We start from the raw sequence: 26,053 nt of genomic DNA, 5'->3' as shown, positions 1-26,053 counted from the left end.
CAATCAGAGCAGTCCGGCCTGGGTCATCAGCTCGACAGCCTTTTTGCTGTTGAGCTTGGACGCGTCAACCTTCGGTGCGTCCAGTTGCGCCAACGGCACCAGCTTGGGGTTCGATTGGGCGTTCTGGCCCACGGCGTACTCGAAGGCGTTGCCGTCTTTCAAGATCGCTTGGCCGTCTTTGCCGGTAATCCACTTCAAGAAGGCTTGGGCCTCGTCTTTATGTTTGCTGGAGGCCAAAACACCGCCACCGGAAATGCTCACAAAAGCGCCCGGGTCCTGGTGCTTGAAGTAGTGCAATTGGGTGTCCTTGCTGTTTTCGCCGGTCTTGGATTGGTCGACGAAACTGTAGTAGTGGTAAATCACGCCGCTGTCGACCTGGCCTGCGTTGACGGCCTTGAGCACCGCGCTGTTACCCCGGTAAATGCTCGCATTGGTTTTCATCGCCTTGAGCCAGTCGAGGGTGGCGGCTTCGCCCTTCAATTCCAGCACAGCGGCAACGATGGCCTGGAAGTCGGCACCGGCCGGGGAGGCGGCCCAGCGGCCTTTCCAGCTTGGCGAGGCAAGGTCCAGCAGGGATTTCGGCAGGTCGGCTTCTTTCAATTTGCTTGGGTTGTACACAAACACCGTCGAGCGTGCAGCAATGCCCAGCCACTTGCCGTGGGCCGGGCGGTAGGCGGCGTCCACTTGTTCCAGGGTGGCTGGCGCCACCGGCGCGAACAGCCCGGCGTTGTCCACCAGCACCATGGCCGGGGAGTTCTCGGTGAGGAACACGTCAGCCGGGGAGGCCGCGCCTTCCTGCACGATCTGGTTGCCCATCTCGGTGTCGTCGCCGTTGCGTATGGTCACCGGAATCCCGGTTTCCTGGGTGAACCCTTCAACCCAGGCCTTGGTGAGGCTTTCGTGCTGGGCGTTGTACACCACGATGCCCACGGAGTCGGCGGCATACGCAGACCCGGCGCCGAGCAGTGCGGTGGCGAGCAGGGCTTTAGTGAAGAAAGAAGGTAGACGGGAAGCCATACGCTGAACGCTCCGGTTTTTATGAATGCACGGGAAACCCGTGAGAGGTCGATTGAGACTGGACCAATAGGAATCATTTGCATGTTTGCGCGCGGCGAATGTAGAGCCAGAAATGAGAAAAATACGTCAAATAAACGGTAAATAAACGTGATGAGCGTTATCAAATGACGCAAATCAACTGTGGGAGCTGGCTTGCCTGCGATGGCGGCGGGTCAGTTTGCGGATTTTTCACTGATGTATCGCTATCGCAGGCAAGCCAGCTCCCACAGGGTTTAACTGAGTTTAGGCGTGAGGAGGCGCGGGGTTCAGGCACTCGATGGAGCGATCCACGGTGGTCTTGGCAAGCTCCAGCAAATGCCACACCGCCAGAATCTTCGCCCGCTCGGGACTCGTCAGCAGTTCACTGCAATTGAGCGCCGTGGCAGACGCGCTGTCGAGCACACTGGCAGTGTAGAGCAAGGCATCTTCGAAGCTCAGGTCTTCGATTTGAACACCTTGGGTGGGCAGGTAATGGTCGATGGCGCGATTGAAGGCGGCGCGGTCTTTGGTGGAATGGCGGGGTGGATCGGGGACGGTTTTTTTCATTGTGTAACTCCACATGATTGGAGCTGACACCCACCGCGACTAAACGAGGGTGGCGGCTGTACGCAGGTTAGTCGACCGGTCACATGGAAAACCGGCGCACCCGAAGGTGCCCTACGCACAGCCACCATAAAACTTCATGGAGGACCATGCGCCATGTAAGACCCGAGCGACTAAACCCGATCACTGATGAGCAGTGACGGATCGCAGACTAGTCATCGATTCCAACAGGCACAAGGCGGCAGGGATTGTCTAGGAAACGTCCTGCAATTTAAAGAGACACGCCTTGCTGGCCCTTTACAAACCATGACCAAATGCCACTAACCCCACCCCTAAAATAGGGCAGCAGGCTTGCCTGTGATTGCCATTGATATCCACACATCGTGGGCTCTACACCGAACCCCAAGGCCCTAAAACCGTGGCGGTAAGTGGCTTTTTTGTAGGCGCTGCTTCCCCGCGATGTAGGCAACTTCCCAAATGTTGCTCGGCCTTCCCGAGCTTGTGTCCAGGGCGTATTCGCTTGCTTATATTCCGACGCCATCTTCATTGCATCCAGGGATGTGAGGCATGGCGCAGGGCTATATCAATGAGCGCACGACGGACTACCACAGCTTGAAATCCCGGTTGATGGACGGCGCCCTGAGTCGACCGCGCTCCGATCATTTCGACGTGTTGAACCGGCACCTGCGCCCTGGGCTGGTGACGCCGAGGCAGTTGGTAATTGTGCCCGATCCCTACAGCGTGAGCTGTTCGAGGGAGGAGGCCTGGCTGATGCGCCAGGCCGAGGTGATTCGTCGGGAGCTGGACGCTGGCGCCGGAACCCAAGTGGTCAACAACTACGACCTGCTGCAAAGCTTTCTGGGGTATGGCTCGTTGGGCGTGGGCAGCGCGACATCGGCGTGGGCGCGGCACCTGGACGAAGTGGCGCATACGCTGGAGGAGATTGAGCGGCTGCATCAGCGTCTTAAAAGCGGTGGCTTGGATCGTAAGGCGTTTTTACGCCAGCGTAAGGCTTTGTTCGGCCTGCTGGACGCCCAATTGCAAGGCGCGGCGCGATTTGGCACCGGGTTACAGGGCAATCAGGCGTTGAAGAAGGTGTTGGGCATTTCAACCAAAAGCTATCTGCATAAGGGCGAGATCGCCGGGTATGCGCAGCGGACGCGGGACATTGCGCAGATGTCGAAGTGGTTGGGGAAGGGGACCTATGTGGGGTTGGGACTGGACGTGGGCGTGGCAGGGTTGGAGATCAAGGAGGCGTGTGTGCAGGGGCGCGAGGCGCAGTGTCGGCGGGCGAAGTATGTGGAGACGGGGAAGTTGGTGGGCGGCGTGGCGGGGGCTCATTGGGGAGGGAAGCTGGGCGCGCAATTAGCCCGTCGCGGCTGTGAGGTTTTTTTGGGCGTCGTGGCTAAAGGAAACGGTGCGCTGGCCTGCGCAGTGATCGGCGGCGCTGCGGGAGGGTATGCAGGAGGTGACTTCTTGGGCTCTGGCGGTGCATTTCTGAGCGGGCAAATCGAACAGATCGACGGTGATTTGATCTTTCAGCCAGAGGGCACTTAAGCATGGATTTTCAACTCATCCTGGCAATCTTTTTATTTGCTGGGGCGCTGGTTGGCTCAGGGCTCACTTTATATGCTGAATGCACAAAGCTCGACGCGCTGGAAAGCTGCTTCAGCGAGAACAAGCTGGTCTGCGACAACAAACGGTTTTGGGGCAGAAATCAGCATATCGACAGGTTTCATCGCATGCTCGTGATCACTGAACTGTTGGGAATGCCTAAAATGCACGTCAAAAGAGGGAATGTGACCGAGGCTGAACTGGCGTCCGTCCCCTTGTCCCTCAGGCGTTGGGCGTTGTGGCCGTTTAATTTTGGGATGGCATGGATTGCCGGCTGTATCCTCTGGACTGTCTTGTACGGCTGGTAGCCTACGGTTATTGCTCGACAAATCAGCCCCTATCGCGAGCCGGCTGCCCTGTTCAATCGCCTCTCCACCCGACACCCAGGCACTGCATCAACGCTTATAACCTCGCTGGCAGTGTTGCTGAGTGCGCTGCCGTAGGCGTTCGGGTATAACGCCGGTTCTGAATTGTACCCACGGCGGGGTATGGCGAGAGTGGCGGGCTTGCGGTTTCGCAGGTGCTTACGCGCTACACGACGTCCGTGGTCTATCTTTGGTTCGAACGTCGGCGTCGAAAGGCATTACCCGACTCAGCAGGTATTTCAGGTTGAACGCAGCCGTGGGACCCCGTATGGCAATGGACTTCAGGCACAGCCTGACGAAACGGATCGTGATTGTGTTTGCGCTGATGAGCGCCTTCGTGGCGGGCGTGTTTGCAGCGGGCATTATCGCCACCGTGCATGTGGTCGAATACAAACTCACCAGCGCCGACCTCGGCAGCGGGTTGAACCGCCTGTTGCGCCAGGATGACACAGCCAGCTGGAGCCACCGCCCGGGCAAAGGCGAATTGTTTTTCGCCCAGGGCGAGCAGGGTGACCTGGCGCTCGACCCGTTGCTGACCGAGCTGGCGCCGGGTTTCCAGGAGGTCGACTATCAGGGGCGTGCCTACTACGCGGTGTCTCAGGTGGTCGATGGGCGCCAATACGTGCTGATGCGCAACCAGGAAAGCTTTAAGCAACGTGAGCGTGTGCTGTTCGGCGCGGTGGCGGTGGGTTTTATCCTGAGCATTCTATTGGCGGTCCTGCTGGGCCGCTTGTTGGCGCGCCGCGTGATGGCGCCGGTGGTACGCCTGGCGCGGCAAGTGCGTCATCGCGACCAGTTGCTGGATGTAGCCCCGCCGTTGCATCCGGATTACGCCGTGGATGAAGTAGGGGAGTTGGCCCTGTCCTTCGACAAGACCCTGGGGCGCCTGCGCGATGCGTTGAGCCGGGAAAAACTGTTCACCAGTGACGTCAGCCACGAGCTGCGCACACCGCTGATGGTCTTGGCCAGCTCCTGCGAATTGTTGCTCGGTGACCCTTCGCTGGATCAACGTTCGGTGGCCCAGGTGGGCCGGATTGCGCGGGCCACCGATGAGATGCGGCAACTGGTGGACACCTTCCTGATGCTGGCGCGGGCCTCGGGTGCCCAGGGCCATGGCGCTCAAGCAACGTTGAAGGACGTGGCGGATGGCCTGGTGGAAATCTGGGGGCGAATGATTCGCGAAAAAGGCCTCGAGTTCATTTATGAAAGCGAACACACCTCACCCGTGGAGTACAACCTGACGCTGTTGCAGTCGGTTATGGGCAACCTGCTGCGTAATGCCTGGCACTACACCGACAGCGGCTTTATTCGACTGACCTTGAGCGAGCACGGTTTTCGTGTGGAGGACAGCGGCATTGGCATTCCCGATCACAAGCGCGAGGCGATGTTCCAGCCCTTTGTCAGAGGTGAACACAGCCGGGGAGAAGGGCTGGGGCTTGGCCTGTCGTTGGTGCAGCGTATTTGCAGCACCCAGCAGTGGCGGGTTGAACTCACCACCAGGCAACCGAATGGGTGTTGTTTTTCGGTTGACCTGACGGCGAGTTGAACGCCTTTTTCAGCGCATGTGCAGAATAATCGGACTGCTGCTGGCCGGGTCGGTATGCCCGCGCAGCTTGCCGACCGCCTGTGCGTCGACCGCGCCACCGTGGTTGCCCCACGTGCTGCGCACGTAGGTCAACACCTGAGCGATTTCCGGGTCGGACAGTTGTTCACGAAACGCTGGCATGCGGTAGGCGTCCGGTACACCGGCGGCGACCACGCGTTGCGAGCCGTTGAGGGTGATATTGATCGCCGAGGCGCTTTCCTTTGCCAGTGCCGAGGTGGCGCCGGCCAAGGGAGGCATCCACTCGGGTTGGCCCTTGCCGTCGAGGCCATGGCAGGACGCGCAGCGGGTCGCGTAGGTGTGGGCACCGGGGATGTCCGGGCGCGCGTCGGCGGCCACGGCCTGGTATTGCCAGGCCGTGCCGTCACGCTGCGGGTCGCCGGGCAGTGACTTGAGGTAACGCGCGATCGCGGCCAGGTCCTCATCGGCCATGAACTGCGTGGAGTTGTTGAACGCTTCGGTCATCGAGCCGTAGACCACCGCATGTTTGTTGCGCCCGACCTTGAGGAACTGCACGATTTCAGGCTCGCTCCAACGGCCCAATCCGGTGTTGGGGTCCTGGCGCAGGCTCGGCGCGTACCAGCCGTCGAGCAACGCGCCGGCGAGGTACGGCGCGCCGGACTCGTCCAGCGCCTTCTCGTTGAAGGCCAGGCCGCGTGGCGTGTGGCAACTGCCGCAGTGGCCCGGGCCCTGGACGATATACGCGCCACGGTTCCACAGCGCATCCTCGCCGGGTTTGGCGGCGTAGGTGGCGTTCGGCGCGAACACCCCGTTCCACAGCGCGATGGGCCAGCGCAGGTTGAGCGGCCAGGGAATGTCGCTGGGGATGTTGGGCTGCTTGGCCGGTTCTATGCCTTTCATGAAAAACGCGTACAGCGCGCGCATGTCATCATCGCTGAGCTTGGCATAAGACGGGTACGGCATGGCCGGGTAGAGCCGTCGGCCGCCCGGCGCAACACCGTGGCGCACCGCCCGGTCGAAGTCGGCTGCGGTGTAGGCGCCGATACCGGTTTCGCGGTCCGGGGTGATGTTGGTGGCGTGAATGGCGCCCAGCGGGGTGGCCATCTCCAGGCCGCCGGCGAACGGTGCCTTGCCCGGCAGGCTGTGGCAGGCCACGCAGTCGCTGAGGCGGGCAACGTACTCGCCACGGCTGACCAGGGCCGGGTCGAAGCTGGTGGTTTGTTCGTGTTCGAGCGGTGAGGCGGGCTGGCGGGTGACGTACCACGCCAGCAGTGCGGCTATGACCGCGCAGGCCAGCGCCAGCCAGCCTGCGGTTGCAGCCAATCGTCGGTTGTTCATGGGCGTTCCCTGTCGGTTAGCTGAAGGTGTATCGGCTCAATGGCAAGCTGCGGATACGCTGGCCGGTCAGGTGCGCCACCGCATTGGCCACGGCTGGCGCCACTGCGGGTAACGGCGGTTCACCGATGCCGCCCATCTTTTCGCCACTTTCGACGATCCGTACGTGCACCTGCGCCATACGCGAAGCCGGCAGGATCGGGTACAGGTCGTAGTTGCGCGCCCGTGGTTTGCCATCCACGTACACCGCTTCCTCCAGCAACGTTTGAGATAAGCCCAAAGCCACGGCGCCATTGACCTGCGCCTCGACGATTGCCGGGTTGACGATGCTGCCCGGGTCAATGGCTTCCCAGATATGGTGCACCTTGACCTGGCCGCTTTCGATCGACACTTCGGCGATCACCGCCGCGTGCGAGCCGAACGGCGAGGCCATGGCCACGCCCCGTGCCCGACGCGTGCCGTCCTCGGCCGTGTAGGGGCCACGTTTCCAGCCACCGGACAAATCGCCCGCCGCTTGCAGCAGGGTGGTCAGCCGCTTGTTGTCGCGCAGCAGGTGCAGGCGCAGCTCATAGGGGTCGTGGCCGCCTTTGTCGGCCAGTTCGTCGAGGAACGCTTCGTAGAAAAAGTCATTCAGCGAGTTGCCCACCGAACGCCAGTAGCCGAGCATGGCCGGGCCCTTGACGTAGATCTGCGCGATGCGTTTGTTGGGGATGGCGTAGGACTTGCCCGACAACCCTTCGAGCGCCGTGGGGTCGAGTTTTTCGCCCTGTTTGCCGGCGATGGCTTCGGAGGGGCCTTCGGTGGCGCTCACGGCCTCAATGGCCACTGGCAAGCCTTTGTCGTCCAGCGCGGCGCGGAACTTGACCACGGCGACCGGGCGCAACACGTCGCGCAGGAACTCTTCTTCGCGGCTCCAGATCAGTTTGATCGGGCGGCCTACCGCTTTGGCCAAGGCGATGGCCTGCGGGTAGGGGTTGGCCGAGTCATACAGGAAATGCCGGCCAAAAAACCCGCCGAGCAGCGGCGAGTGCAGGGTGATTTGTTCAATGGAGAGCCCGGTGCGCTTGGCCATGTCGGCGCGGAACATATCCGGTGCCTGGTTGGGCAGCCACACCTCCAGCGAGCCGTCTGGGTTGAAACGCGCCAGGGCTGAAGGGGGCTCCAGCTGAGCGTGGTTGAGGTATTGGTTGTGGTAGGTCGCTTCAATTTTGGTCTTGGCGTTGGCCAGCGCGCCGGCCACATCGCCTTCGTTCTCGTCGTCACGGGCCGGGCCCTGTTGGGCGGCGAGGAAGTCGCGGTACTTGTCGCTGGAAAAGTCCGCGGGCATCGCGCGCACGGTCGAACCGGCAGCCGCTTCCAGCCATTCCACCTGGATCGCCTCCACCGCCCGCTTGGCATGCCACCAGCGTTCGGCAACGACCGCCACTGCACCTGGCAGTTGGTGAACCGAGTGCACGCCTTTCATGGCCTCGACCTGTGCCTGGTTGCGCAGGCTGCCGACGGTCATGCCCAGGCGTGGCGCGTGCTGGACGGCGGCGTGGAGCATGCCGTCTACCTTGAGGTCGATGCTGTATTGCGCCTTGCCGGTGGATTTGTCGTAGGCATCCAGACGTTTCACCGGCTTGCCGATCCAGCGGAACTGGCTCGGGTCGCGCAGTGTAATCGTGGCCGGGTCGGGCACCGGCATGTCCAGGGCACGACCGGCCAACTCACCGTAACCCAGCGAGCGGCCGGAAGCGGCGTGTACGACGCGGCCGGGCTGTGTGGTCAGTTGGGCCACGGGCACGCCCAATTGCTCGGCACCGGCCTGCAGCAACATGGCGCGGGCCAGGGCGCCGAGGCGGCGCATGGTCGGGTAGCTCATGCGGATGGACATGCTGCCACCGGTGATGCGCATACCGTTTTCCATCACCACATAGGCTTCGCCGGGCGGTGCGGCCTCGACCACGAAGGTGGCGGGGTCGGCATCCAGTTCTTCGCCGACGATCTGCGCCATGGCGGTGTGGGTGCCTTGGCCGCCTTCCATGAAGGGGCTGAGCAGGCGCACGCTGCCGTCCGGGCGAATCTCGAGAAATGCCGGCACCTGGGTCCCGCGTTCTGCCGGGCCGGCCGTGGCGGCGTAAGCCCTGGACGCGCCCAGTGGCAGGCCGAAACCTATGACCAGCGCACCGACGGCGGTGCTGGCCAGAAAACGCCGGCGCGACAGATTGACCGGTTCGCCCAATGGCGCATCGAGTATTTCGTTGCGCGTATTCATCAGGCGCTCTCCGTCCTGGCAGGTTGGGCGGCCAGGTCGTGCACGGCCGTGCGGATGGCGTTGTAGGTGCCACAGCGGCACAGGTTGATCATGGCGGCTTCAATCTGTGCATCAGTAGGCGCAGGGGTGTGCTTGAGCAGCGCGGTAGCGGCCATCACCTGACCGGATTGGCAGTAACCGCATTGCGCCACCTGGTGCTCGACCCAGGCCGCGACCACGCGCTTGCCCACGTCATCGGTTTCAATCGACTCGATGGTGGTGACCTCGCGGCCGACCACTGCGGCCACCGGCGTGACGCAGGAACGCACGACATTACCGTCCACCAGTACCGAGCAGGCGCCACACTGGGCCAGGCCGCAGCCGTACTTGGTGCCGGTCATGCCCAGGTCATCGCGGATCACCCATAGCAACGGCGTGTCGGCGTCGGCATCGACCTCATAGGCTTTTTGGTTGATACGTAATTGCATGGTTCACCTGCTGATCATCGGTTGATGTGGCTTTTCTTATAAGTTGCCCATCGTTGCACTCTAGACCACGGTGCAAGGCCTATCTATCCCGTCATCGATAACTCGCAGGATCAGGCAAGTATTCAAGAGGATTGCACGCTTGATGACGGTCCCCCAGCCTGTAGGCCTTTGCTGATCCAAGCCTGCGTGCCGCACTTTTTTTCATTCTCCTGATCTATTCCTGTCACGACCACGCTCATTCAGCGCGTGGACAGCAGCCAGACCCGGTGCCGATGGATCCAACGTTTATAGCTTTTATCAGCCGATGGCCGCTGCTGTTTGCAGCGGTGTTTATATTCAGTTCGACCGGTTGCAGCCAGCAACAGGGGCGCGATATCGCCAGGCAGTTCAGCGATGGCAAACCCGATGAATTCTTTCAAACCAGTGTCGATCGCATGGCAACCCTGAGCATGCGTGACAACCTGCAAAGCCTGTATCTGCTGATGAACAAGCTCTACCTGCGCAACCCCAACCAGTGGCGTCAATCGGGCTACCCGGACGCGGTGACTGCTGCGCGGGCAATCCGCCAGGCCATCGAGAGCCGTCAGTCACTGCCTGCCTTGGGGGACCGCCATGACCTGGCCGCTTTGAGCTATTCATTGAGCCCGGAATTTCGCGGCGATCGCGTCGGGGCGTTCATCTATGCGATCGGCAGCATGCTGGTGACGGCCCACGGCGGTCGCACCCAGTTTTATATGACCGACTCGATCAACCCGCAATTTGTCAGCAACGCCGCGCGCAATATCGAGAAAGCCACCTGGCTGCTCAGCCAGCGTCAGGATGCCAACGGCGTCTTGCTGCTGTTTTCCAATGAACTATCAGAGGAGGGCAGCAACCTCAGTTTTGCCGTTGAGTTTGGCAAGGTGGTCGCGCGTCTGGACCTGCTCGCCCAGATGCTCGATGAGCGTTACCGACGTGTCGCGCTCAATTACGCGCAGAGCCTGCTGCTGATGAACTTCCTGCCGGTGCAGTGACGCGTGGCTGGATCAGGCAGTGCGGTGTTTCCCTTTCCCATGTAGGAAACGGCCTATGTTAGGCCCCTGCGCTTGAAACACACCCTGGGTCGGCAATAGCCTCGGACTTTTCTTGACGATGAGTGCCTACCTTGGGTAAGCGAAAAACGGTTTGGTCTACTGATCGCGAAGTTCGCCTGCGATTTATCCTCTTTGCGGTCATCGACGTCGCGAGCGCCCAAGGTGTTCGCGCTGAGTTGTTATTGCCTGCACAGAAACTGCTGCGTAACGCGCCGAGCGAGTTGCAGCTGCGCGACACTCTCTCGCGCATTTTGGCTTGCGATGAGATGTATGGGTTCAGGTTCCCGCCGGGGACGGAGGCGGATGACTTCATGCAGGCGCTGGAACCTCTCACACACGAGGCCAAGGGCCTGATTTCTTGAGCGGGTTAGATCGTTTATTTCCTTAAGGTTGGACTCAAGGCCTGAATCGAATATCCACGGCGGCGTTTATGCGGTTGTAGCGGTGGCTGCCTACGTTGTTGCATCCGTTCGTCTGTCATCGCGGTGCGCACAGCTGTGTTGATCAACCAAGCGTGCTGCCGAACAGCCATTCCTGCTGCTCTGCCGTCGTCTTGCGCCTGCGCCGGGCGTCTCTAGAATCGGCGCCAGAACTTAGCCCTTTCCTGTCGATTACGGAGTTTCGAACATGATGAACGCAATGCAGATGCCGATGAACACCTCCATGCCAATGATGCCGATGATGGGCATGCCGATGATGATGGCTACCCTGCAGTGCGAAATGGCTGGCGACGCCATGATGTGCACCCTGAAGCCGGCGGCCGGTATGGACATGGCTCAGTTCAAGACCAACGCCGAGATGATGGCGATGATGATGAACTGCGGCATGCCGATGATGATGCAGTGCGCCAATATGTCGATGATGTGCATGTCGGCCGAGGCCATGAAGATGATGACGGACATGAACATGCCGATGATGGCAATGGGCATGTCGATGCCGATGATGAAGTGCATGATGGAATGCACCCTGATGGGCGACAGCATGCAGTGCAAAATGATGCCGATGCCGGGCATGAGCATGGCCATGATGGAAAACTGCTGCATGCTGATGAACAAGCTGATGAACGACTGCGCCATGCCGATGATGATGAGCTGCAACGGCATGCCGATGATGTGCTGCACCTGCTGATAGATCCCGCAGAATAAAAAACGCCCCGATTAATCGGGGCGTTTTGCATTCAGTCCAGCCGTTCCGGGTAGGTGATCACCAGGAACGCCACCGCCTCGCTGTCCGCAGGGTTGCGGTAGCGGTGGGGCTGGTCGGCATAGAACAGGATCGAGTCGCCGGTGGAGAGCAGGTAGCGCTCCTCGTTGACGCTGACTTCCAATACGCCTTGGGCCACCACCAGGTTTTCCTGGATGCCGGGGCCGTGGCCTTCGGAGACTTCCTCGCCGAGGGCGCGCAGGCGGATCTCGTAGAATTCGGACTGGCGCGCCGTGTCGTAGGGAAACAACGCGCGGCTGACAAACGCACCGTCGGCACTCACCAGGCGTTTGCTGTGTTGCGCCGGCAACACCTCGACGCCTTCAAAGGCGCGATCTTCCAGGAACGCCGCCACCGACACCTTCAAACCCTTGGCGATTTTGCACAGCACCTTGATCGACGGCACGCTGCGGCCGGACTCGATCTGCGCGAGCATCGCCCGGCTGACGCCGCAGGCGCGTGCCAGGCCGTCCAGGGAAAGGTAGCGTTTGCTGCGCAGCCGTTGCAGGTTCTGCGCCACACACAGGCTGGTGTCGTCGTCATCCAGGCCAGGCTTGGGAAGCGGTTCGGAGGGCTCGGCCAGCACCTGCAGAAAATTCATCGGTTTACGCCCGGCGAGTATCGCTGGGCGTCGCCGCCTGTGCGGCAACCACCGCAAGCCCTGCACGCGCTGCGTAGATCGCCCACATCAACTCGGCCGCTGCGCGCTCCTGGCGGCGTTTACGGTGGAGGGTGAAGTCGATGACGGTGGCGGATGTTGGCATGGGGGCGATCTCGTGGGTCGTGGGTGACTCAGGGGTTCAACAATAATGCGTGGCTGTTATTTCGTTAAATACTGAGTTCGCATGTGTTAATTCGATTTTGGACTTAAAAAGCAAACCCGGTCTGACGCGGTTGTGGGAAGGGTCTGGTCCGTCAATAAGGCGTGACCTGGTGAGCGTGCCTGGCTTCCCATCACTGTTCGCGTGATGGGCAGCAATATGCCCCCTGCCTGTCACGCCCCTGAATTCCAAGGACCTGACCATGCTGTTGCGCCAACCTCCGCTCCTTTTCGCCGCCCTGACCCTCAGTTCACTGGCGCACGCCGAGACACTGCAACTGGCGCCCGTTGAAGTCACCAGCAGCGAAGCCAGCGCGGGCGAAGTGGCCCAGGCGCAGCTGAAAAGCGTGCCCGGTGGCACCAACTACATCGACATGAGCAGCGTGCAACAGGGCCGGGTGAGCACTAACGAAGATGTGTTCAAGTACCAGCCCGGGGTGTACGCCAAGGCGGCGAACAATGAAGGGGTCAAGCTCTCTATCCGCGGTTCCGGATTGAACCGCAGCCCCGGCGCCCATGCCTCCGGGCTGTATGAAATGTTCGACGGTTTGCCGCTGACCGGCCCGGGCGGCACACCCTACGAGCTCAAGGACCCACTGTGGCAAAGCCGCGTCGAGGTGCTGCGCGGCGCCAACGGCTTGATCAGGGCGCGCTGGCCCTGGGCGGCTCGGTCAACTACATCACCCATACCGGCTATGACGCGCCGAAGCTGCAAGTACGTTATGAAGCAGGCAGCCGCGGCTATGCCCAGCGCGAGATCAGTTCCGGCCAGGTGCTGGGGGACGCCGACTACTACATCAGCCTCACCGACTCCGAATCCGACGGCTACCAGCACCAGAGCGCCGGCACCGGCAAGGGCGTCGCGGCCAACTTCGGTTACCGTTTCAACCCGGACCTGGAGACGCGTTTCTATTTTCGCTACCGCGAAACCACCAACGACTCACCCGGCAAACTGACGCGCTACCAGATCCGTCACGACCCGAGCGCCGCCAACAGCCTGAATGCCGCCCGCGACTCCAAACGCCTGCAGCCCGGCTCGACCTGGATCGCCAACAAGACCACCTTGCAGCTGGACGATCATTCGCGCGTCGAAGTCGGGCTGGCCTATCACGACTACCCGATGGACCTGCGCGAAGGCACCAACCGCCTGAAAGTCGCCTACACCGACGTCAGCGGCACCTTCAACTACATCCGCCAGGACAGCCTGTTCGGCCACGACAGCAAAACTACGATTGGCCTGCGCACCACCCAGGCGATGCCGAACAACGGCGCCTCTGAATACGTGCGTACCCCAGCCGGTAACACTGCGACGTATGCCCCCGGCACCAAGACTCGCGACTACAGCTATTTGGGCTCCGACAGCGTCCTGCATGTCGGCAACGAACTGGAATTGGTCCCGGACCTGTGGCTGACCACTGGCCTGGCCGCGATCTACACGCGCCGCGAAACCCAGGTCACCTATCCCGAAGGCCAGGCGCCGCTCAGTCAACATGATTGGGACTACGCACCACGCATTGGCCTGCGGTATGACTTCACCCCGCAGTTGCAGGTGTACGGCAACCTGAGCCGCTCGGTCGAGCCGCCGCATGCGTGGTCGATGATCTGGGGTTCCAATAAGTACTTTCCCAACGGCAGCGGCCCGGCCACCGGTTTGCAACGCGAAGGCGTGAGTTTGCGCAATCAGACCGCTACCACCCTGGAGGTCGGCGGGCGGGGTGAGCAGTGGTTCGGCCAGTGGGACCTGGCGCTGTACCGCTCCGAAGTGCGCCACGAATTGCTCACGGTCGAAACCCAGGCCCAAACCGCCAACAGCAGTGCGATTGTTGCCGAGTCCAACGCCAGCCCGACCGTGCATCAAGGCGTGGAACTGGGCCTGCTCAGCCCACTGTGGGACGGTGGTCGCAACGGCCAGCTTGCCCTGCGCCAGGCCTACACCTTCAGCGACTTCCACTACCGCAACGATGACCGTTTCGGCGACAACACCTTGCCGGGCATCCCCAAACATTACTACCAGGCGCAACTGCGCTACAGCCATCCGACCGGTTTCTACACCAGCCTCAACACCGAGCATGCATCGCGGGTGGCGGTGGACTACGCCAACTCCTACTTTGCTGCGGCCTACACCACACTCGGCGCCACGTTCGGCTACGACGCACCGAAGCAGGACTGGCAAGCCTGGGTCGACCTGCGCAACCTCACTAACCGGCGCTATGCCAACACCGTCACACCGGGTTACGACGACAAGGGGATGGATGTTGCGCGATCCACGCCGGCCGACGGTCGGGGCATTTACACCGGCGTGTCATGGAGCTGGCGTTAAGCACCGTTGTGGCGAGCGCTGCACGGCTGGCGGTAATTGTGGCATTGGCGGATAACTTGCCGGTCGAGGTGGAGCCTTTCACCGATTGGCGGGTGGTGGTCAAACCGCTGTCGATCAGGCTTCGTTCTGCCGCAGGCGCTTGTAAAGCGTATTGCGACTGACCCCCAGTTCCCGCGCGAGGTGGGAAATATTCCCGCCCGCCGCCTTCAGGCGTTGTGTCAGGTCGGTGTTGTCATCCAGAAACTCATGGGTGGGCAACGGCGTCGGCCCCTTCAGATCGACAAAAAAATCATCCGGCAGATGCTCCGGGCGCACCGGCTGTTCCTCGGCCATCGCCAGCGCCACCTGCAACACACTGCTGACCTGACGTAAATTCCCCGGCCACGGGTGCTGCTCAAACAGTGCCAGCACCTCGGCACTCAGCCCGGCCCACTGGGTCGGTTCGCGGTGTTGCTGCCACAACTGCTGGAACAGCGCCTGTTTGTCGGTGCGCTCGCGCAATGGCGGTAATTCCAGGGTCAGGCCGCCGATGCGGTAAAACAGATCCTCACGAAAGCGCCCGGCCTGCACCCATTCGCGCAGCGCACGGTTAGTGGCGGAAATGATCCGCAAGTCCACCGGGAACAGCTCGCTGCTGCCCACCGGCTGCACACAGCGTTCCTGTAATACGCGCAGCAAGCGGGCCTGGGTCGGCAGCGGCATATCGCCAATTTCGTCGAGAAACAGGGTGCCTTTATCGGCTTTGCGGATCAGGCCGATGCTGCCTTTTTGGTTGGCGCCGGTGAAGGCGCCTTTTTCGTAGCCGAACAGCTCCGATTCCACCAACTCGGCCGGAATCGCCGCACAGTTCACTGCGATAAACGCCTGCCGGCTGCGCGAACTGGCCTGGTGCAGGGCTTTGACGAAGACCTCTTTGCCCACGCCGGTCTCGCCGTGGATCAGCAGTGGAATGTCCTTTTCCAGTAGCCGCTCGGCCTGGCGCACGGCTTTTTCAACACGGGTGTCGCCAAAGTGCAGGGTCTTGAGACTGATCGGGGCCGGCGTCGCCGGGGGTGGAGCGCTGGGCTTGGGTTCACTGAAGACGCGCGCCTGCACCGGCATTTTCCTTGGCCGCTTCAATAAACACTGGAACCGGTTGCGCCCGGCCGCCTGCAGGGAGAAGGGCAGCCCCTCCGGCTGATTGAGCAATTCCAGCAACGACACCTTGAACAAACTGTCGATCAGCACCCGCGACAAACTGATGCCCAGCAAGTTATCGGCGCGGCGGTTGGCCGACAGCACCTGGCCGCTTTCATCAAAGATCAGCAGGCCCGCCCATTGGCTGTCGAGGTTGTTCAGGCCGGTGTTGAAGGTCAGTTGAAAATGCTCGCCGCGGAACAGGTTGAGGATCAGCCGGTTTTCCACGGTCTGGCTCATCATCTTGACCATGCCCAGGGTGTGGGAGGGCGGCAGGTAGCTGTCGCTGGACACATCCAGCACCGCAATGATTTCGCGCTGGGCATCGAAGATCGGCGCCGCCGAGCCGGTCATGAAACGGTTGGCTTTAAGGAAGTGTTCGTCGTGCTCGATATGCACCGCCTGGGCACACGCCAGCGCAGTGCCGATGGCATTGGTGCCGCTGGAGCGCTCCCGCCAACTGGCGCCGGCATTGAATCCCCGCGCCAGTTTCGGCTCGATAAACCGCTGGGTGCCCCACGACGTCAGGACCTGGCCCTGGTTGTCGGCCAGCATGATCAGGCAGTTGGAATTGCTCAGGATGTTTTCGTAGTAGGGCAGCACTTCCTGATGGGTGGTTTGCACCAGGGAATGCTGGCTTTCCAGCAATTGGCTGATGCCTTCGGCAGGCAGTTGGTCGAAGCTCGGTGTGCTCTGGTGGTCCAGGCCAAATGCGCGGCAACGGCGCCAGGAATCCTGGATAAGGGTGTCGTGAGCCAGGGGTTCGGCCATGAGGGCGACCTTCTTTTTATTGTTATGGAGTCTTGCAAACGCTACCTGGAGGAACAGGTTCAAAAATTTAGATCTGTGTCGCCGATCAATTGTTGTTCAGAACTGTTCATTGTCAACCTCGCGCCTGTTCAGTTGTTCAGCCTCGGTTGTTCAGTTGTGTTCACGCCTGAACAGCGTATTGCGCCCATTTCCTTACAGATCAACCACCTGCCGCTTCTGGCACGAAACTCGCTCTGCATCGTTGCCAGATTCATTCCAATAATAAAAAGGGCGTGTCATGTCATTGACCCTGGAACATGTCTCCCGCGTCGTCGAAGGCCAAACCTGGATCGACGACGCCAACCTGCGTTTTGAAGCCGGTTCCTTCAACGTATTGCTCGGCCGCACCCTGTCCGGCAAGACCAGCCTGATGCGCCTGATGGCTGGCCTGGACAAGCCCGACAGCGGGCGCATCCTGATGAATGGCGTGGATGTCACGCAAAAGCCGGTGCGCCTGCGCAACGTGTCGATGGTCTACCAGCAGTTCATCAATTACCCGACCATGACCGTGTTCGAAAACATCGCCTCGCCGTTGCGCCAGGCCGGTGTGTCCAACGAGTTGATCCAGAGCAAAGTGCTGGAAACCGCGAAGATGCTGCGCATCGAGAAATTCCTCCAGCGCCACCCACTCGAACTGTCGGGTGGCCAGCAGCAGCGCACGGCCATGGCCCGCGCGTTGGTGAAAGATGCCGAGTTGATCCTGTTCGATGAGCCGCTGGTGAACCTGGACTACAAGCTGCGTGAAGAACTGCGTCAGGAAATGCGCGAACTGTTCAAGGCCCGCCACACCATCGCGATCTATGCCACCACCGAGCCCAACGAGGCCCTGGCGCTTGGCGGCACCACCACCATCCTCCACGAAGGCCGGGTGATCCAAAGCGGCAAGGCCGCCGAGGTGTATCACCAGCCGCAGACCGTGCTGGCGGCCGAGCTGTTTTCCGAACCGCCGATCAACCTGATGCCCGGGCGTATCAGCGGTAATGAAGTGAGCTTCGCCGATGTCGTGCACTTCCCGCTGAACGTCGACCTGCGCCCCATCGGCGAAGGCGAGTTCCGCTTTGGCGTGCGCCCCAGCCATATCAGCCTGGTGCCGAGCAACGACGATGACCTGGAGCTGGCGGTGACCGTGGAGGTCGCGGAAATCAGCGGCTCGGAAACCTTCCTGCATGTGCGCAGCGAACACTTCCTGCTGGTGCTGCACCTACCGGGGGTGCATGAGTACGACGTCGACGCACCGATCCGCGTGTATATCCCCACCCATAAACTGTTTGTGTTCGATGGTCAGGGCCGTTTGGTCCAGGCACCCGGGCGCCGTGTCGCGAGGGTTGCCTGATGGCCGAGATTCATTTGCAGAACCTCGCGCACAGCTACAGCCCTACACCCAGCGGTCCTGAGGACTACGCCATTCGGGAAATGAACCACGTGTGGGAGCAGGGCGGTGCCTACGCCTTGCTTGGGCCGTCTGGCTGCGGCAAGTCGACCCTGCTCAATATCATCTCGGGCCTGCTCAGCCCCTCGGAAGGCCAGGTGCTGTTCGATCACACAGTAGTCAACGAACTGACCCCGGAAAAACGCAACATCGCCCAGGTGTTCCAGTTCCCAGTGGTGTACGACACCATGACTGTGTTCGACAACCTGGCCTTTCCGCTGCGTAACCAAGGCATGGCCGAAGCGAAAGTTCACAGCAAGGTGCAGGAAATTGCTGAAGTCCTCGACCTGCAAAACCTGCTGAGCAAAAAGGCGCGCAACCTCACCGCCGATGAAAAACAAAAAGTCTCCATGGGCCGTGGCCTGGTGCGCGACGACGTGTCGGCGATCCTGTTCGATGAACCGCTGACGGTGATCGACCCACACCTCAAATGGAAGCTGCGGCGCAAGCTCAAGCAGATCCACGAGCAGTTCAATATCACCATGGTCTACGTGACCCACGACCAGCTCGAAGCCTCGACCTTTGCCGACAAGATCGCGGTGATGTACGGCGGGCAGATCGTGCAGTTCGGCACGCCGCGCGAGTTGTTCGAGCGGCCAAGCCACACCTTTGTCGGCTATTTCATCGGCAGCCCTGGGATGAATCTGATCGAAGTGCAGGCCGAAGCCGGTGGGGTGCGTTTTGCCGGTACGCTGCTGCCTTTATCCGCGGCATTGCAGCAACGTATCCGTGAGACCGACTGCAAAAAATTGCAGGTCGGCATCCGCCCGGAATTTATTCACGTGTGGGACGAGTACAACCCCGACGCCCTGCAGGCCGACGTCATCCATGTGGAAGACCTGGGCACCTACAAAATCATCACCCTCAACCTCGACGGCGCGCCGTTGAAAGTGCGGCTGGCCGAAGACAAACCGGTGCCGGAAGGCAAAGCCTCGATCAGCTTCCCCGCGCAGTGGTTGATGGTGTATGCCGACGATTACCTGCTGGAGGTGCTGCCATGAACAAGGTGCAGAACAACAAGGCCTGGTGGCTGGTGTTGCCGGTGTTCCTGCTGGTGGCGTTCAGTGCGGTGATCCCGATGATGACGGTGGTCAACTACTCGGTGCAGGACATTTTTGACCAGTCCAGCCGCTACTTTGTCGGTGCCGACTGGTACAAACAGGTGCTGCTCGACCCGCGCCTGCACGACTCGTTGCTGCGCCAGTTCATCTATTCGGCCTGCGTGCTGCTGATCGAAATTCCGCTGGGTATCGCCATCGCCCTGACCATGCCCACCAAGGGCCGCTGGTCATCGCTGGTGCTGATCATTCTGGCAATTCCGCTGCTGATTCCGTGGAACGTGGTGGGCACCATCTGGCAGATCTTCGGCCGCGCGGATATCGGTTTGCTCGGTTCAACCCTCAACGCCATGGGCATCAGCTACAACTATGCCGCCAACACCATGGACGCCTGGGTCACTGTGCTGGTGATGGATGTGTGGCACTGGACTTCCCTGGTGGCGCTGCTGTGTTACTCGGGGCTACGGGCGATTCCGGACGTGTACTACCAGGCCGCGCGGATTGATCGTGCATCCGCCTGGGCGGTGTTCCGACATATTCAGTTGCCCAAGATGAAAAGCGTGCTGCTGATCGCGGTGATGTTGCGCTTCATGGACAGCTTCATGATCTACACCGAGCCTTTTGTGCTCACCGGCGGCGGGCCGGGTAATGCCACCACGTTCTTAAGTCAGACCCTCACCCAGATGGCCGTAGGCCAATTCGACCTGGGCCCGGCGGCGGCGTTTTCCCTGGTGTACTTCCTGATCATCCTGTTGGTGTCCTGGCTGTTCTACACCGCCATGACCCATTCCGACGCCAACCGCTGAGGCCGCCAACATGAGCAAGCGCAAGGTCATACCGTTGCTGATCTACATCCTGTTCCTGCTGGTGCCGATCTACTGGCTGCTGAACATGTCGTTCAAGAGCAACACCGAAATCCTCGGCGGGCTGACGCTGTTTCCGCAGGACTTCACCCTGGCCAACTACAAGGTGATCTTCACTGACCCGAGCTGGTACACCGGCTACCTCAACTCACTGTATTACGTGAGCTTGAACACGGTGATTTCTCTGAGTGTGGCGCTGCCGGCGGCCTATGCGTTTTCGCGCTATCGCTTTCTGGGCGACAAACACTTGTTTTTCTGGCTGTTGACCAACCGCATGGCGCCTCCGGCGGTGTTCTTGCTGCCGTTTTTCCAGCTGTATTCGTCTATCGGCCTGTTCGATACGCATATCGCGGTGGCGTTGGCGCATTGCTTGTTCAACGTGCCGTTGGCGGTGTGGATTCTTGAAGGCTTTATGTCCGGCGTGCCTAAGGAAATCGACGAAACCGCCTACATCGACGGCTACAGCTTTCCCAAGTTTTTCGTGAAGATTTTTATCCCGCTGATCGGTTCCGGCATCGGCGTCACCGCGTTTTTCTGCTTCATGTTTTCCTGGGTCGAACTGCTGCTGGCGCGCACGCTGACCTCGGTCAACGCCAAGCCCATCGCCGCGGTGATGACCCGTACGGTGTCGGCATCGGGTATCGATTGGGGCGTACTGGCGGCGGCGGGGGTGTTGACCATCCTGCCCGGCATGCTGGTGATCTGGTTTGTTCGCAACCACGTGGCCAAGGGCTTCGCCCTGGGCCGGGTCTAAAGGAGTCGATGATGGAATGGATGGCCTGGACCACCCCCACCGCGTTGTTCTTTGCGGCGATTGGCCTGTTGCTGGTGGGCATGACCACCTGGGAACTGCGCTCGCCGAGTATCCCGCGGCGCGGTTTGTTGCCGATCAGCACCACCCGTGGTGATCGCTTGTTTATCGGTCTTCTCGGCAGCGCCTACCTGCATCTGCTGGTGATCGGCGTAACCGGCTGGAGCATCTGGGTGGCGACCGCGCTGTCCCTGGTGTGGCTGTTGTGTGTGATGCGTTGGGGCTAGTGCTCCGTGAATAAACTACCAGGAGGTCTCTATGTTGAATAAAAACAATAAGCTGCGACATAGTATTTCATTGGCCGCCGTACTGGCCCTCAGCGGTTTGAGCGCTACGGTCTGGGCCGATGCGTATGAAGATGCCGCGAAAAAATGGATCGGCAGCGAATTCAAACCGTCCACGCTGACGGCCGATCAGCAGCTCGAAGAGTTGAAGTGGTTTATCAAGGCGTCGGAACCGTTCCGTGGGATGAAGATCAACGTGGTGTCGGAAACCCTCACCACCCACGAGTACGAATCCAAGGTGCTGGCCAAGGCCTTCAGCGAAATCACCGGCATCAAGCTGACCCACGACCTGCTGCAGGAAGGCGACGTGGTGGAGAAGCTGCAAACCCAGATGCAGTCCGACAAGAATATCTATGACGGCTGGGTCAACGATTCCGACTTGATCGGTACGCACTTTCGCTATGGCAAAACTGAATCCATCACCGACCTGATGGCCAATGAAGGCAAGGACTTCACCTCACCGACCCTGGATATCAAGGACTTTATCGGCCTCTCCTTCACCACGGCGCCGGACGGCAAGATCTATCAATTGCCCGACCAGCAATTTGCCAACCTCTATTGGTTCCGCGCTGACTGGTTCGAGCGCCCGGAGCTGAAAGCCAAGTTCAAGGAAAAATACGGTTACGACCTCGGCGTGCCGGTGAACTGGTCGGCCTATGAAGACATCGCCAAATTTTTCAGCGAGGACGTCAAGGAAATCGACGGCAAGCGTATCTACGGGCACATGGACTACGGCAAGAAAGACCCGTCCCTGGGCTGGCGCTTCACCGATGCCTGGTTCTCCATGGCCGGTGGCGGCGACAAAGGCCTGCCTAACGGTTTGCCGGTGGACGAGTGGGGCATTCGCGTGGAGGACTGCCACCCGGTGGGCTCCAGCGTAACGCGCGGCGGCGACACCAACGGCCCGGCGGCGGTGTTTGCCACGCAAAAATACGTGGACTGGATGAAGGCCTACGCACCACCGGAAGCGGCGGGCATGACCTTCTCCGAATCCGGCCCGGTGCCGTCCCAAGGCAACATCGCCCAACAAATTTTCTGGTACACCGCCTTCACCGCCGACATGACCAAGCCGGGCTTGCCGGTGGTGAACGCCGACGGTACGCCGAAATGGCGCATGGCCCCCTCGCCAGTCGGGCCTTATTGGGAAAAGGGCATGAAGAAGGGCTATCAGGACGTGGGCTCCTGGACCTTCCTCAAGTCGACACCTGAGAAGCAAAAACTCGCGGCCTGGCTCTACGCGCAGTTCGTCACCTCAAAAACCGTCTCGCTGAAGAAAACCATCGTCGGCCTGACGCCGATTCGTGAGTCTGACATCAACTCTCAGGCGATGACCGACCTGGCGCCGAAACTCGGTGGTTTGGTGGAGTTCTACCGCAGCCCGGCCCGGGTGGAGTGGACCCCGACCGGCACCAACGTGCCGGACTACCCACGCCTGGCGCAACTGTGGTGGAGCAACATCGCGGCCGCCGCCAGCGGCGAGAAAACCCCGCAACAGGCGCTGGACAACCTGGCCAAGGAGCAGGACGCGATCATGACGCGCCTGGAACGCTCCAAGGTGCAGCCGGTGTGTGGCCCGAAAATGAACCCCGAGCGTGATGCCCAATACTGGTTTGACCAGCCGGGCGCGCCGAAGCCGAAACTGGCCAACGAGAAACCGAAAGGGGAAACCGTGAGTTACAACGACTTGCTCAAACAGTGGGAGGCGGCGCGTCAGTAACTGATAGGCGACAACGCTGTACCTGTGGCGAGGGCGCTTGCGCCCGTTGGACTGCGCAGCAGACCCGTTTGTTGGGCCGCTGCGCTGCCCAACGCGGGGCAAGCCCGCTCGCCACAACAAGTGCCCGCTTTACCAGGGGCGCGGAAACGTTAAGTTACGCGCTTGCCTGCGGTTGGATGCGTAATTCCCCGTCCACATCCTTGACCAGTTCACTGGCCAGAAACAGCGGCGCCAGGCGCTTGTGCAACTGCGGCTCGACGAATTCCTTGACCGTGTCCAGCACCAATACGCCACTGAGCGGCAGCTCGGCCTTGGTGTACGACAACCAGGCTTTTTTCAGTGCCATCAACACATCGCTGCCCGCCGTTGAGGCGAAGCGGCGGTGGGTGGGTTTGCCGTCAAAGTGGAAGGTGTGCTGGAACGCATAGCCGGTCTCATCGCCGTTGGCCGCAGCGCAACGCACACAAGTGCAGGGGCCGTCGCCGAAGGCGCTGCGCAGGTAGGTGTTGAAGTCCACCACGGGTTTGAGTGACAGGCGCTTATCCACCTCGAACAGGTCCCCGGTCATTTTATCGTCAGTGTTCAACGTCCATTTCCTCGCAGGTTCGGCAGTCTTTCAAAGCGCGGCACAATACCAGCCGAGCAGCATCCGTGGGGATTTTTTGCGCGAACGGTGCTCGCTTCAGTGTTGACGTCCATTCGCCAATGGCCTTGTTAGAGTTTCCCCAATCAACCCCACAGGAAAACGACATGAGCACTCAGACTTCTATCTATAACCACGGCGTTGCATGGGAAGAGGGCCACAGCGTCAGCCAGGGCTATAGCGTCAACGGCACGATTTTCATCGCCGGGCAGTTTTCCCACACGCTGGAAGGCGAATTCGTCGATGGCGACGCCGCTGCGCAAACCCGCAAGACCTTGGAGAACCTCGATCACGTGTTGGCCGGGTTCGGTGTCGGTCGTTCGAACATCGCCGCCGTGGATATTTTCCTGGTGCACGCCAAGCGCGATTTCGAGGCGGTGGTGGCCGTGTGGAAGGACTACATCGGCACGCATCGCCCGGCGGCAACGCTGGTGGGGGTGAACTACCTGGCGTCGGATGCGCAGATCGTCGAGATCAAGGCCGTGGCCCACGCCGATTGATCAGTCCGGTAGCTGTTCGGCAAGCAGGTCGATAAAGCGCCGTACCCGAGGCTCCAGGTAACGCTTGCTCGGGTACATGGCCATGATTTCGACGTTGCCGGCGTTGAGGTCGGGCAGCACCGGCAGTAGAAGGCCGTTGGCCAGGTCGTCGGCGATCAGGAAGTCCGGCAGCAGGGCAATGCCCATGCCTGCCACGGCGGCGTCGCGCAACGCTTCGCCGCTGTCCAGGCGCAGGCGGCTGCGGCCGGGGGCCTTGAGCCATTCGCCGTGTTCGTCGCGAAAGCGCCAGCTTTGTTTGCGTGTGCGGCTGCTGAAATATAAACAGTCGTGGTGGGCGAGGGCGTCCGTGTCACGAGGTGTGCCGTGTTCGGCGAGGTAGGTGGGCGATGCGCAAAGCAACGCTCGATAGCGTGCGACTACGCGAGATATCAACTGGCGGTCGGCATGTTCGCCACCAATGCGGATCGCCAGGTCGAAGCCGTCCTCGACGATATCGGCCATGCGGTCGGTGAAGCTGGCTTCTACTTGCACCTCGGGCCAGGCTTTCAAGTAGGTAGTGAGCAGCGGCAGGATGACGCGCCGCCCAAAGGCGTCGGGCAGTGTCAGTCGCAATAACCCGCGTGGCGTGCCACTGGGCTGGCCGATGCTGTTTTGCGCGGTGTCGACAGCGGCAAGAATCTGTAAACCCTGGTCGTAAAGCGCGCGGCCCTCATCGGTCAGGCTCAAGGTGCGGGTGGTGCGGTTCAACAGACGCACCCCCAGGCTGTCTTCCAGGCGCATCACCGCCTTGCCGGCCGCCGAGCGCGTGAGCCCCATGGCCTGGCCGCCTGCGACAAAGCTGGCGCCATCGACCACGGCCATGAAGATCAGCATTTCATTGAGGTTGGTGCGCAGCATGGGGCGACTCACGGCGGCGAAAGCAGTGGCGCAATATAGCAGCTCGATGCTGTGGATTTATTGCATAAGAATAGATCCCGATATTCTTTTCCAGTCTTAAAAATCGCCGCTAGGCTTCATCACCTTCTCGAAAACGCGGCAAATTCCCCATGACCTTCAAGCGTTCCTCCTTGACCCTGCTGGCCGCGTCCCTCGCGGCCGCGAGTACCTTGCTCAGCCCTGGCGCCCAGGCCGAGGGCAAAATCAGCATCGCCCAACAATTCGGTATCGGTTACCTGATTCTTGATGTGGTGCGCGACCAGCACCTGATCGAAAAACACGGCAAGGCGCAGGGCCTGGATATCCAGGTGGAGTGGAACAGCATTTCCGGCGCCACCGCGATGAATGAATCGCTGCTGGCCGGCGCTCTGGACGTGGTGTCGGCCGGTGTACCGCCGATGCTCACCTTGTGGGACCGCACCAAGGGCAAGCAGAACGTCAAGGCCATCGCCTCCCTGGGCTCGATGCCCAATTACCTGTTGACCAACAACCCGAACGTGAAGAGCCTCCAGGACTTCACCGAGAAAGACCGCATTGCCGTGCCGGCGGCGGGCGTGGGCTTCCAGTCACGCACGTTGCAGATTGAAACCGCCAAGCAGTTTGGCGATGCCAACTACAAGAAGTTCGACGACATCTCCATCAGCCTGGCTCACCCGGACGCCACGGCCGCCTTGATTGCCGGCGGTTCGGAGATCAATTCGCATTTTTCCAGCCCGCCGTTCCAGTACCAGGAATTGTTGAACCCCAACGTGCACAAGGTGCTCAGTTCCTACGACATTCTGGGCGGGCAGGCGTCGTTCAACGTGCTTTACACCACCGAGAACTTCCACGACGAAAACCCCAAGACTTACAAGGCGTTCTACGATGCCCTGGCCGAGGCCGAGCAGATCATCAAAGCCGACAAGCCTGCCGCCGCCAAAACGTATATCCGTGTAGAAGAATCCAAGTTGCCGTTGGACCTGGTGGAGAAAATCGTCCAGGACCCGGAAATCGACTTCACCATCGTGCCGCAGCGCACCTATATCTATGCCGAGAAATTGCAGGCGCTGGGCGTATTGAAGAACAAGGCGGCGAGCTGGAAGGATTACTTCTTTGAAGAGGCCCATGGCGGGAATGGCAGCTAAGTCACCTGCTTGACTTGAAATACGCACAACTTGTGGGAGCTGGCTTGCCTGCGATAGCGGTGGGTCAGCCCAAAATATGTCAGCT

General features: G+C 60.7%; 24 protein-coding genes and 1 pseudogene. 15 read left to right on the top strand and 10 right to left on the bottom strand.

Going from position 1 to position 26,053, the window contains the following annotated elements:
* Nucleotides 1-3 precede the first annotated feature (3 nt).
* Both ACI77D_RS18460 and ACI77D_RS18455 read right to left on the bottom strand, forming a co-directional pair.
* The gene (locus ACI77D_RS18460) at nt 4-1,017 is read right to left on the bottom strand and encodes an iron ABC transporter substrate-binding protein (protein ID WP_407017209.1); all 1,014 of its coding nucleotides are present in this window, start codon (nt 1,015-1,017) and stop codon (nt 4-6) included.
* Nucleotides 1,018-1,299: 282 nt separating this feature from the next.
* Nucleotides 1,300-1,602 carry a DUF6124 family protein gene (locus ACI77D_RS18455; RefSeq protein ID WP_407017208.1) on the bottom strand — a complete coding sequence of 101 codons (303 nt, stop codon included), beginning with the start codon at nt 1,600-1,602 and terminating at the stop codon, nt 1,300-1,302.
* Nucleotides 1,603-2,166: 564 nt separating this feature from the next.
* Between ACI77D_RS18455 and ACI77D_RS18450 the strand changes: the two genes are divergently transcribed.
* The 3 genes from ACI77D_RS18450 to ACI77D_RS18440 all read left to right on the top strand — a co-directional run bounded on the left by ACI77D_RS18450 (nt 2,167) and on the right by ACI77D_RS18440 (nt 5,124).
* A complete protein-coding gene (locus ACI77D_RS18450) occupies nt 2,167-3,156 on the top strand; it encodes a hypothetical protein (RefSeq protein WP_407017207.1) in 990 nt (329 codons plus the stop codon).
* 2 nt (nt 3,157-3,158) lie between these two features.
* Entirely contained in the window at nt 3,159-3,521 is a 363-nt protein-coding gene (locus tag ACI77D_RS18445; RefSeq protein WP_064451834.1) for a hypothetical protein, read from the top strand.
* Between the two features lie 331 nt (nt 3,522-3,852).
* Complete coding sequence (locus ACI77D_RS18440) at nt 3,853-5,124, top strand: HAMP domain-containing sensor histidine kinase (RefSeq protein ID WP_262667545.1); 1,272 nt, start codon at nt 3,853-3,855, stop codon at nt 5,122-5,124.
* 9 nt (nt 5,125-5,133) lie between these two features.
* Here ACI77D_RS18440 and ACI77D_RS18435 read toward each other — a convergent pair whose 3' ends face one another.
* From ACI77D_RS18435 to ACI77D_RS18425, 3 genes are read right to left on the bottom strand one after another with little or no spacing between them, the layout of a single operon-like run.
* Nucleotides 5,134-6,480 (bottom strand): cytochrome c, encoded by a 1,347-nt coding sequence (locus ACI77D_RS18435; protein ID WP_221294425.1) that lies wholly within the window; start codon nt 6,478-6,480, stop codon nt 5,134-5,136.
* A gap of 16 nt (nt 6,481-6,496) precedes the next feature.
* Nucleotides 6,497-8,734, bottom strand: coding sequence for a molybdopterin cofactor-binding domain-containing protein (locus tag ACI77D_RS18430; RefSeq protein WP_064451837.1), 2,238 nt, complete (start codon nt 8,732-8,734; stop codon nt 6,497-6,499).
* Nucleotides 8,734-9,201 carry a (2Fe-2S)-binding protein gene (locus ACI77D_RS18425; RefSeq protein WP_064451838.1) on the bottom strand — a complete coding sequence of 156 codons (468 nt, stop codon included), beginning with the start codon at nt 9,199-9,201 and terminating at the stop codon, nt 8,734-8,736. Before ACI77D_RS18425 ends, ACI77D_RS18430 begins: the two co-directional genes overlap by 1 nt.
* A 272-nt stretch (nt 9,202-9,473) precedes the next feature.
* Here ACI77D_RS18425 and ACI77D_RS18420 point away from each other — a divergent pair, with 272 nt between their 5' ends.
* The 3 genes from ACI77D_RS18420 (at nt 9,474) to ACI77D_RS18410 (ending at nt 11,402) form a co-directional block, all read left to right on the top strand.
* A complete protein-coding gene (locus ACI77D_RS18420) occupies nt 9,474-10,214 on the top strand; it encodes a hypothetical protein (protein ID WP_221294426.1) in 741 nt (246 codons plus the stop codon).
* 131 nt (nt 10,215-10,345) lie between these two features.
* Nucleotides 10,346-10,636 (top strand): hypothetical protein, encoded by a 291-nt coding sequence (locus ACI77D_RS18415; RefSeq protein ID WP_407017206.1) that lies wholly within the window; start codon nt 10,346-10,348, stop codon nt 10,634-10,636.
* A 265-nt stretch (nt 10,637-10,901) separates the two neighbouring features.
* Nucleotides 10,902-11,402, top strand: a complete 501-nt coding sequence (locus ACI77D_RS18410; RefSeq protein ID WP_082895861.1) for a hypothetical protein — start codon at nt 10,902-10,904, stop codon at nt 11,400-11,402.
* A gap of 49 nt (nt 11,403-11,451) precedes the next feature.
* Here ACI77D_RS18410 and ACI77D_RS18405 read toward each other — a convergent pair whose 3' ends face one another.
* Both ACI77D_RS18405 and ACI77D_RS18400 read right to left on the bottom strand, forming a co-directional pair.
* Nucleotides 11,452-12,078: a helix-turn-helix domain-containing protein gene (locus ACI77D_RS18405; RefSeq protein ID WP_064451841.1), complete on the bottom strand. Its 627-nt coding sequence runs from the start codon at nt 12,076-12,078 to the stop codon at nt 11,452-11,454.
* A gap of 4 nt (nt 12,079-12,082) precedes the next feature.
* Nucleotides 12,083-12,241, bottom strand: coding sequence for a hypothetical protein (locus ACI77D_RS18400; RefSeq protein WP_407017205.1), 159 nt, complete (start codon nt 12,239-12,241; stop codon nt 12,083-12,085).
* Nucleotides 12,242-12,500: 259 nt separating this feature from the next.
* Here ACI77D_RS18400 and ACI77D_RS18395 point away from each other — a divergent pair.
* Nucleotides 12,501-14,617 (top strand): annotated as a pseudogene (locus ACI77D_RS18395) (TonB-dependent receptor family protein).
* Nucleotides 14,618-14,731: 114 nt separating this feature from the next.
* On the opposite strand, the gene ACI77D_RS18390 reads toward ACI77D_RS18395, so the two are convergent.
* Nucleotides 14,732-16,564, bottom strand: coding sequence for a sigma-54-dependent Fis family transcriptional regulator (locus tag ACI77D_RS18390; protein ID WP_221294429.1), 1,833 nt, complete (start codon nt 16,562-16,564; stop codon nt 14,732-14,734).
* A 277-nt stretch (nt 16,565-16,841) separates the two neighbouring features.
* On the opposite strand from ACI77D_RS18390, the gene ACI77D_RS18385 reads away from it, so the two are divergent.
* The 6 genes from ACI77D_RS18385 to ACI77D_RS18360 are packed head-to-tail and all read left to right on the top strand — an operon-like array spanning nt 16,842 to nt 22,765.
* A complete protein-coding gene (locus ACI77D_RS18385; protein ID WP_064451844.1) occupies nt 16,842-17,936 on the top strand; it encodes an ABC transporter ATP-binding protein in 1,095 nt (364 codons plus the stop codon).
* Nucleotides 17,936-19,033 carry an ABC transporter ATP-binding protein gene (locus ACI77D_RS18380; RefSeq protein WP_407017204.1) on the top strand — a complete coding sequence of 366 codons (1,098 nt, stop codon included), beginning with the start codon at nt 17,936-17,938 and terminating at the stop codon, nt 19,031-19,033. The genes ACI77D_RS18385 and ACI77D_RS18380 overlap by 1 nt, the downstream gene beginning before the upstream one ends.
* A complete protein-coding gene (locus ACI77D_RS18375) occupies nt 19,030-19,896 on the top strand; it encodes a carbohydrate ABC transporter permease (RefSeq protein WP_005789024.1) in 867 nt (288 codons plus the stop codon). The genes ACI77D_RS18380 and ACI77D_RS18375 overlap by 4 nt, the downstream gene beginning before the upstream one ends.
* A gap of 10 nt (nt 19,897-19,906) precedes the next feature.
* Nucleotides 19,907-20,707 (top strand): carbohydrate ABC transporter permease, encoded by an 801-nt coding sequence (locus ACI77D_RS18370; protein WP_003174634.1) that lies wholly within the window; start codon nt 19,907-19,909, stop codon nt 20,705-20,707.
* Nucleotides 20,708-20,718: 11 nt separating this feature from the next.
* Nucleotides 20,719-20,991 (top strand): DUF2160 domain-containing protein, encoded by a 273-nt coding sequence (locus ACI77D_RS18365; protein WP_064451847.1) that lies wholly within the window; start codon nt 20,719-20,721, stop codon nt 20,989-20,991.
* A gap of 31 nt (nt 20,992-21,022) precedes the next feature.
* Nucleotides 21,023-22,765: an ABC transporter substrate-binding protein gene (locus ACI77D_RS18360; RefSeq protein ID WP_407017203.1), complete on the top strand. Its 1,743-nt coding sequence runs from the start codon at nt 21,023-21,025 to the stop codon at nt 22,763-22,765.
* Nucleotides 22,766-22,919: 154 nt separating this feature from the next.
* Here the strand turns inward: ACI77D_RS18360 and ACI77D_RS18355 are convergent, their stop codons facing one another.
* Nucleotides 22,920-23,351, bottom strand: a complete 432-nt coding sequence (locus tag ACI77D_RS18355; protein WP_407017202.1) for a hypothetical protein — start codon at nt 23,349-23,351, stop codon at nt 22,920-22,922.
* A gap of 164 nt (nt 23,352-23,515) precedes the next feature.
* On the opposite strand from ACI77D_RS18355, the gene ACI77D_RS18350 reads away from it, so the two are divergent.
* The gene (locus tag ACI77D_RS18350; RefSeq protein ID WP_064451850.1) at nt 23,516-23,908 is read left to right on the top strand and encodes a RidA family protein; all 393 of its coding nucleotides are present in this window, start codon (nt 23,516-23,518) and stop codon (nt 23,906-23,908) included.
* Here the strand turns inward: ACI77D_RS18350 and ACI77D_RS18345 are convergent, their stop codons facing one another.
* Nucleotides 23,909-24,805 (bottom strand): LysR family transcriptional regulator, encoded by an 897-nt coding sequence (locus ACI77D_RS18345; RefSeq protein WP_064451851.1) that lies wholly within the window; start codon nt 24,803-24,805, stop codon nt 23,909-23,911.
* A gap of 149 nt (nt 24,806-24,954) precedes the next feature.
* Here ACI77D_RS18345 and ACI77D_RS18340 point away from each other — a divergent pair, with 149 nt between their 5' ends.
* Nucleotides 24,955-25,968, top strand: coding sequence for an ABC transporter substrate-binding protein (locus ACI77D_RS18340; protein WP_407017201.1), 1,014 nt, complete (start codon nt 24,955-24,957; stop codon nt 25,966-25,968).
* Nucleotides 25,969-26,053: the final 85 nt, after the last annotated feature.

The sequence above is a fragment of the Pseudomonas sp. O39 genome (genome assembly GCF_045447295.1).
GTDB classification, from domain to species: domain Bacteria; phylum Pseudomonadota; class Gammaproteobacteria; order Pseudomonadales; family Pseudomonadaceae; genus Aquipseudomonas; species Aquipseudomonas antarctica_A.
The sequence above is the reverse complement of the archived record's forward strand: the minus strand, read 5'-3'. Positions and strand labels throughout refer to the sequence as shown.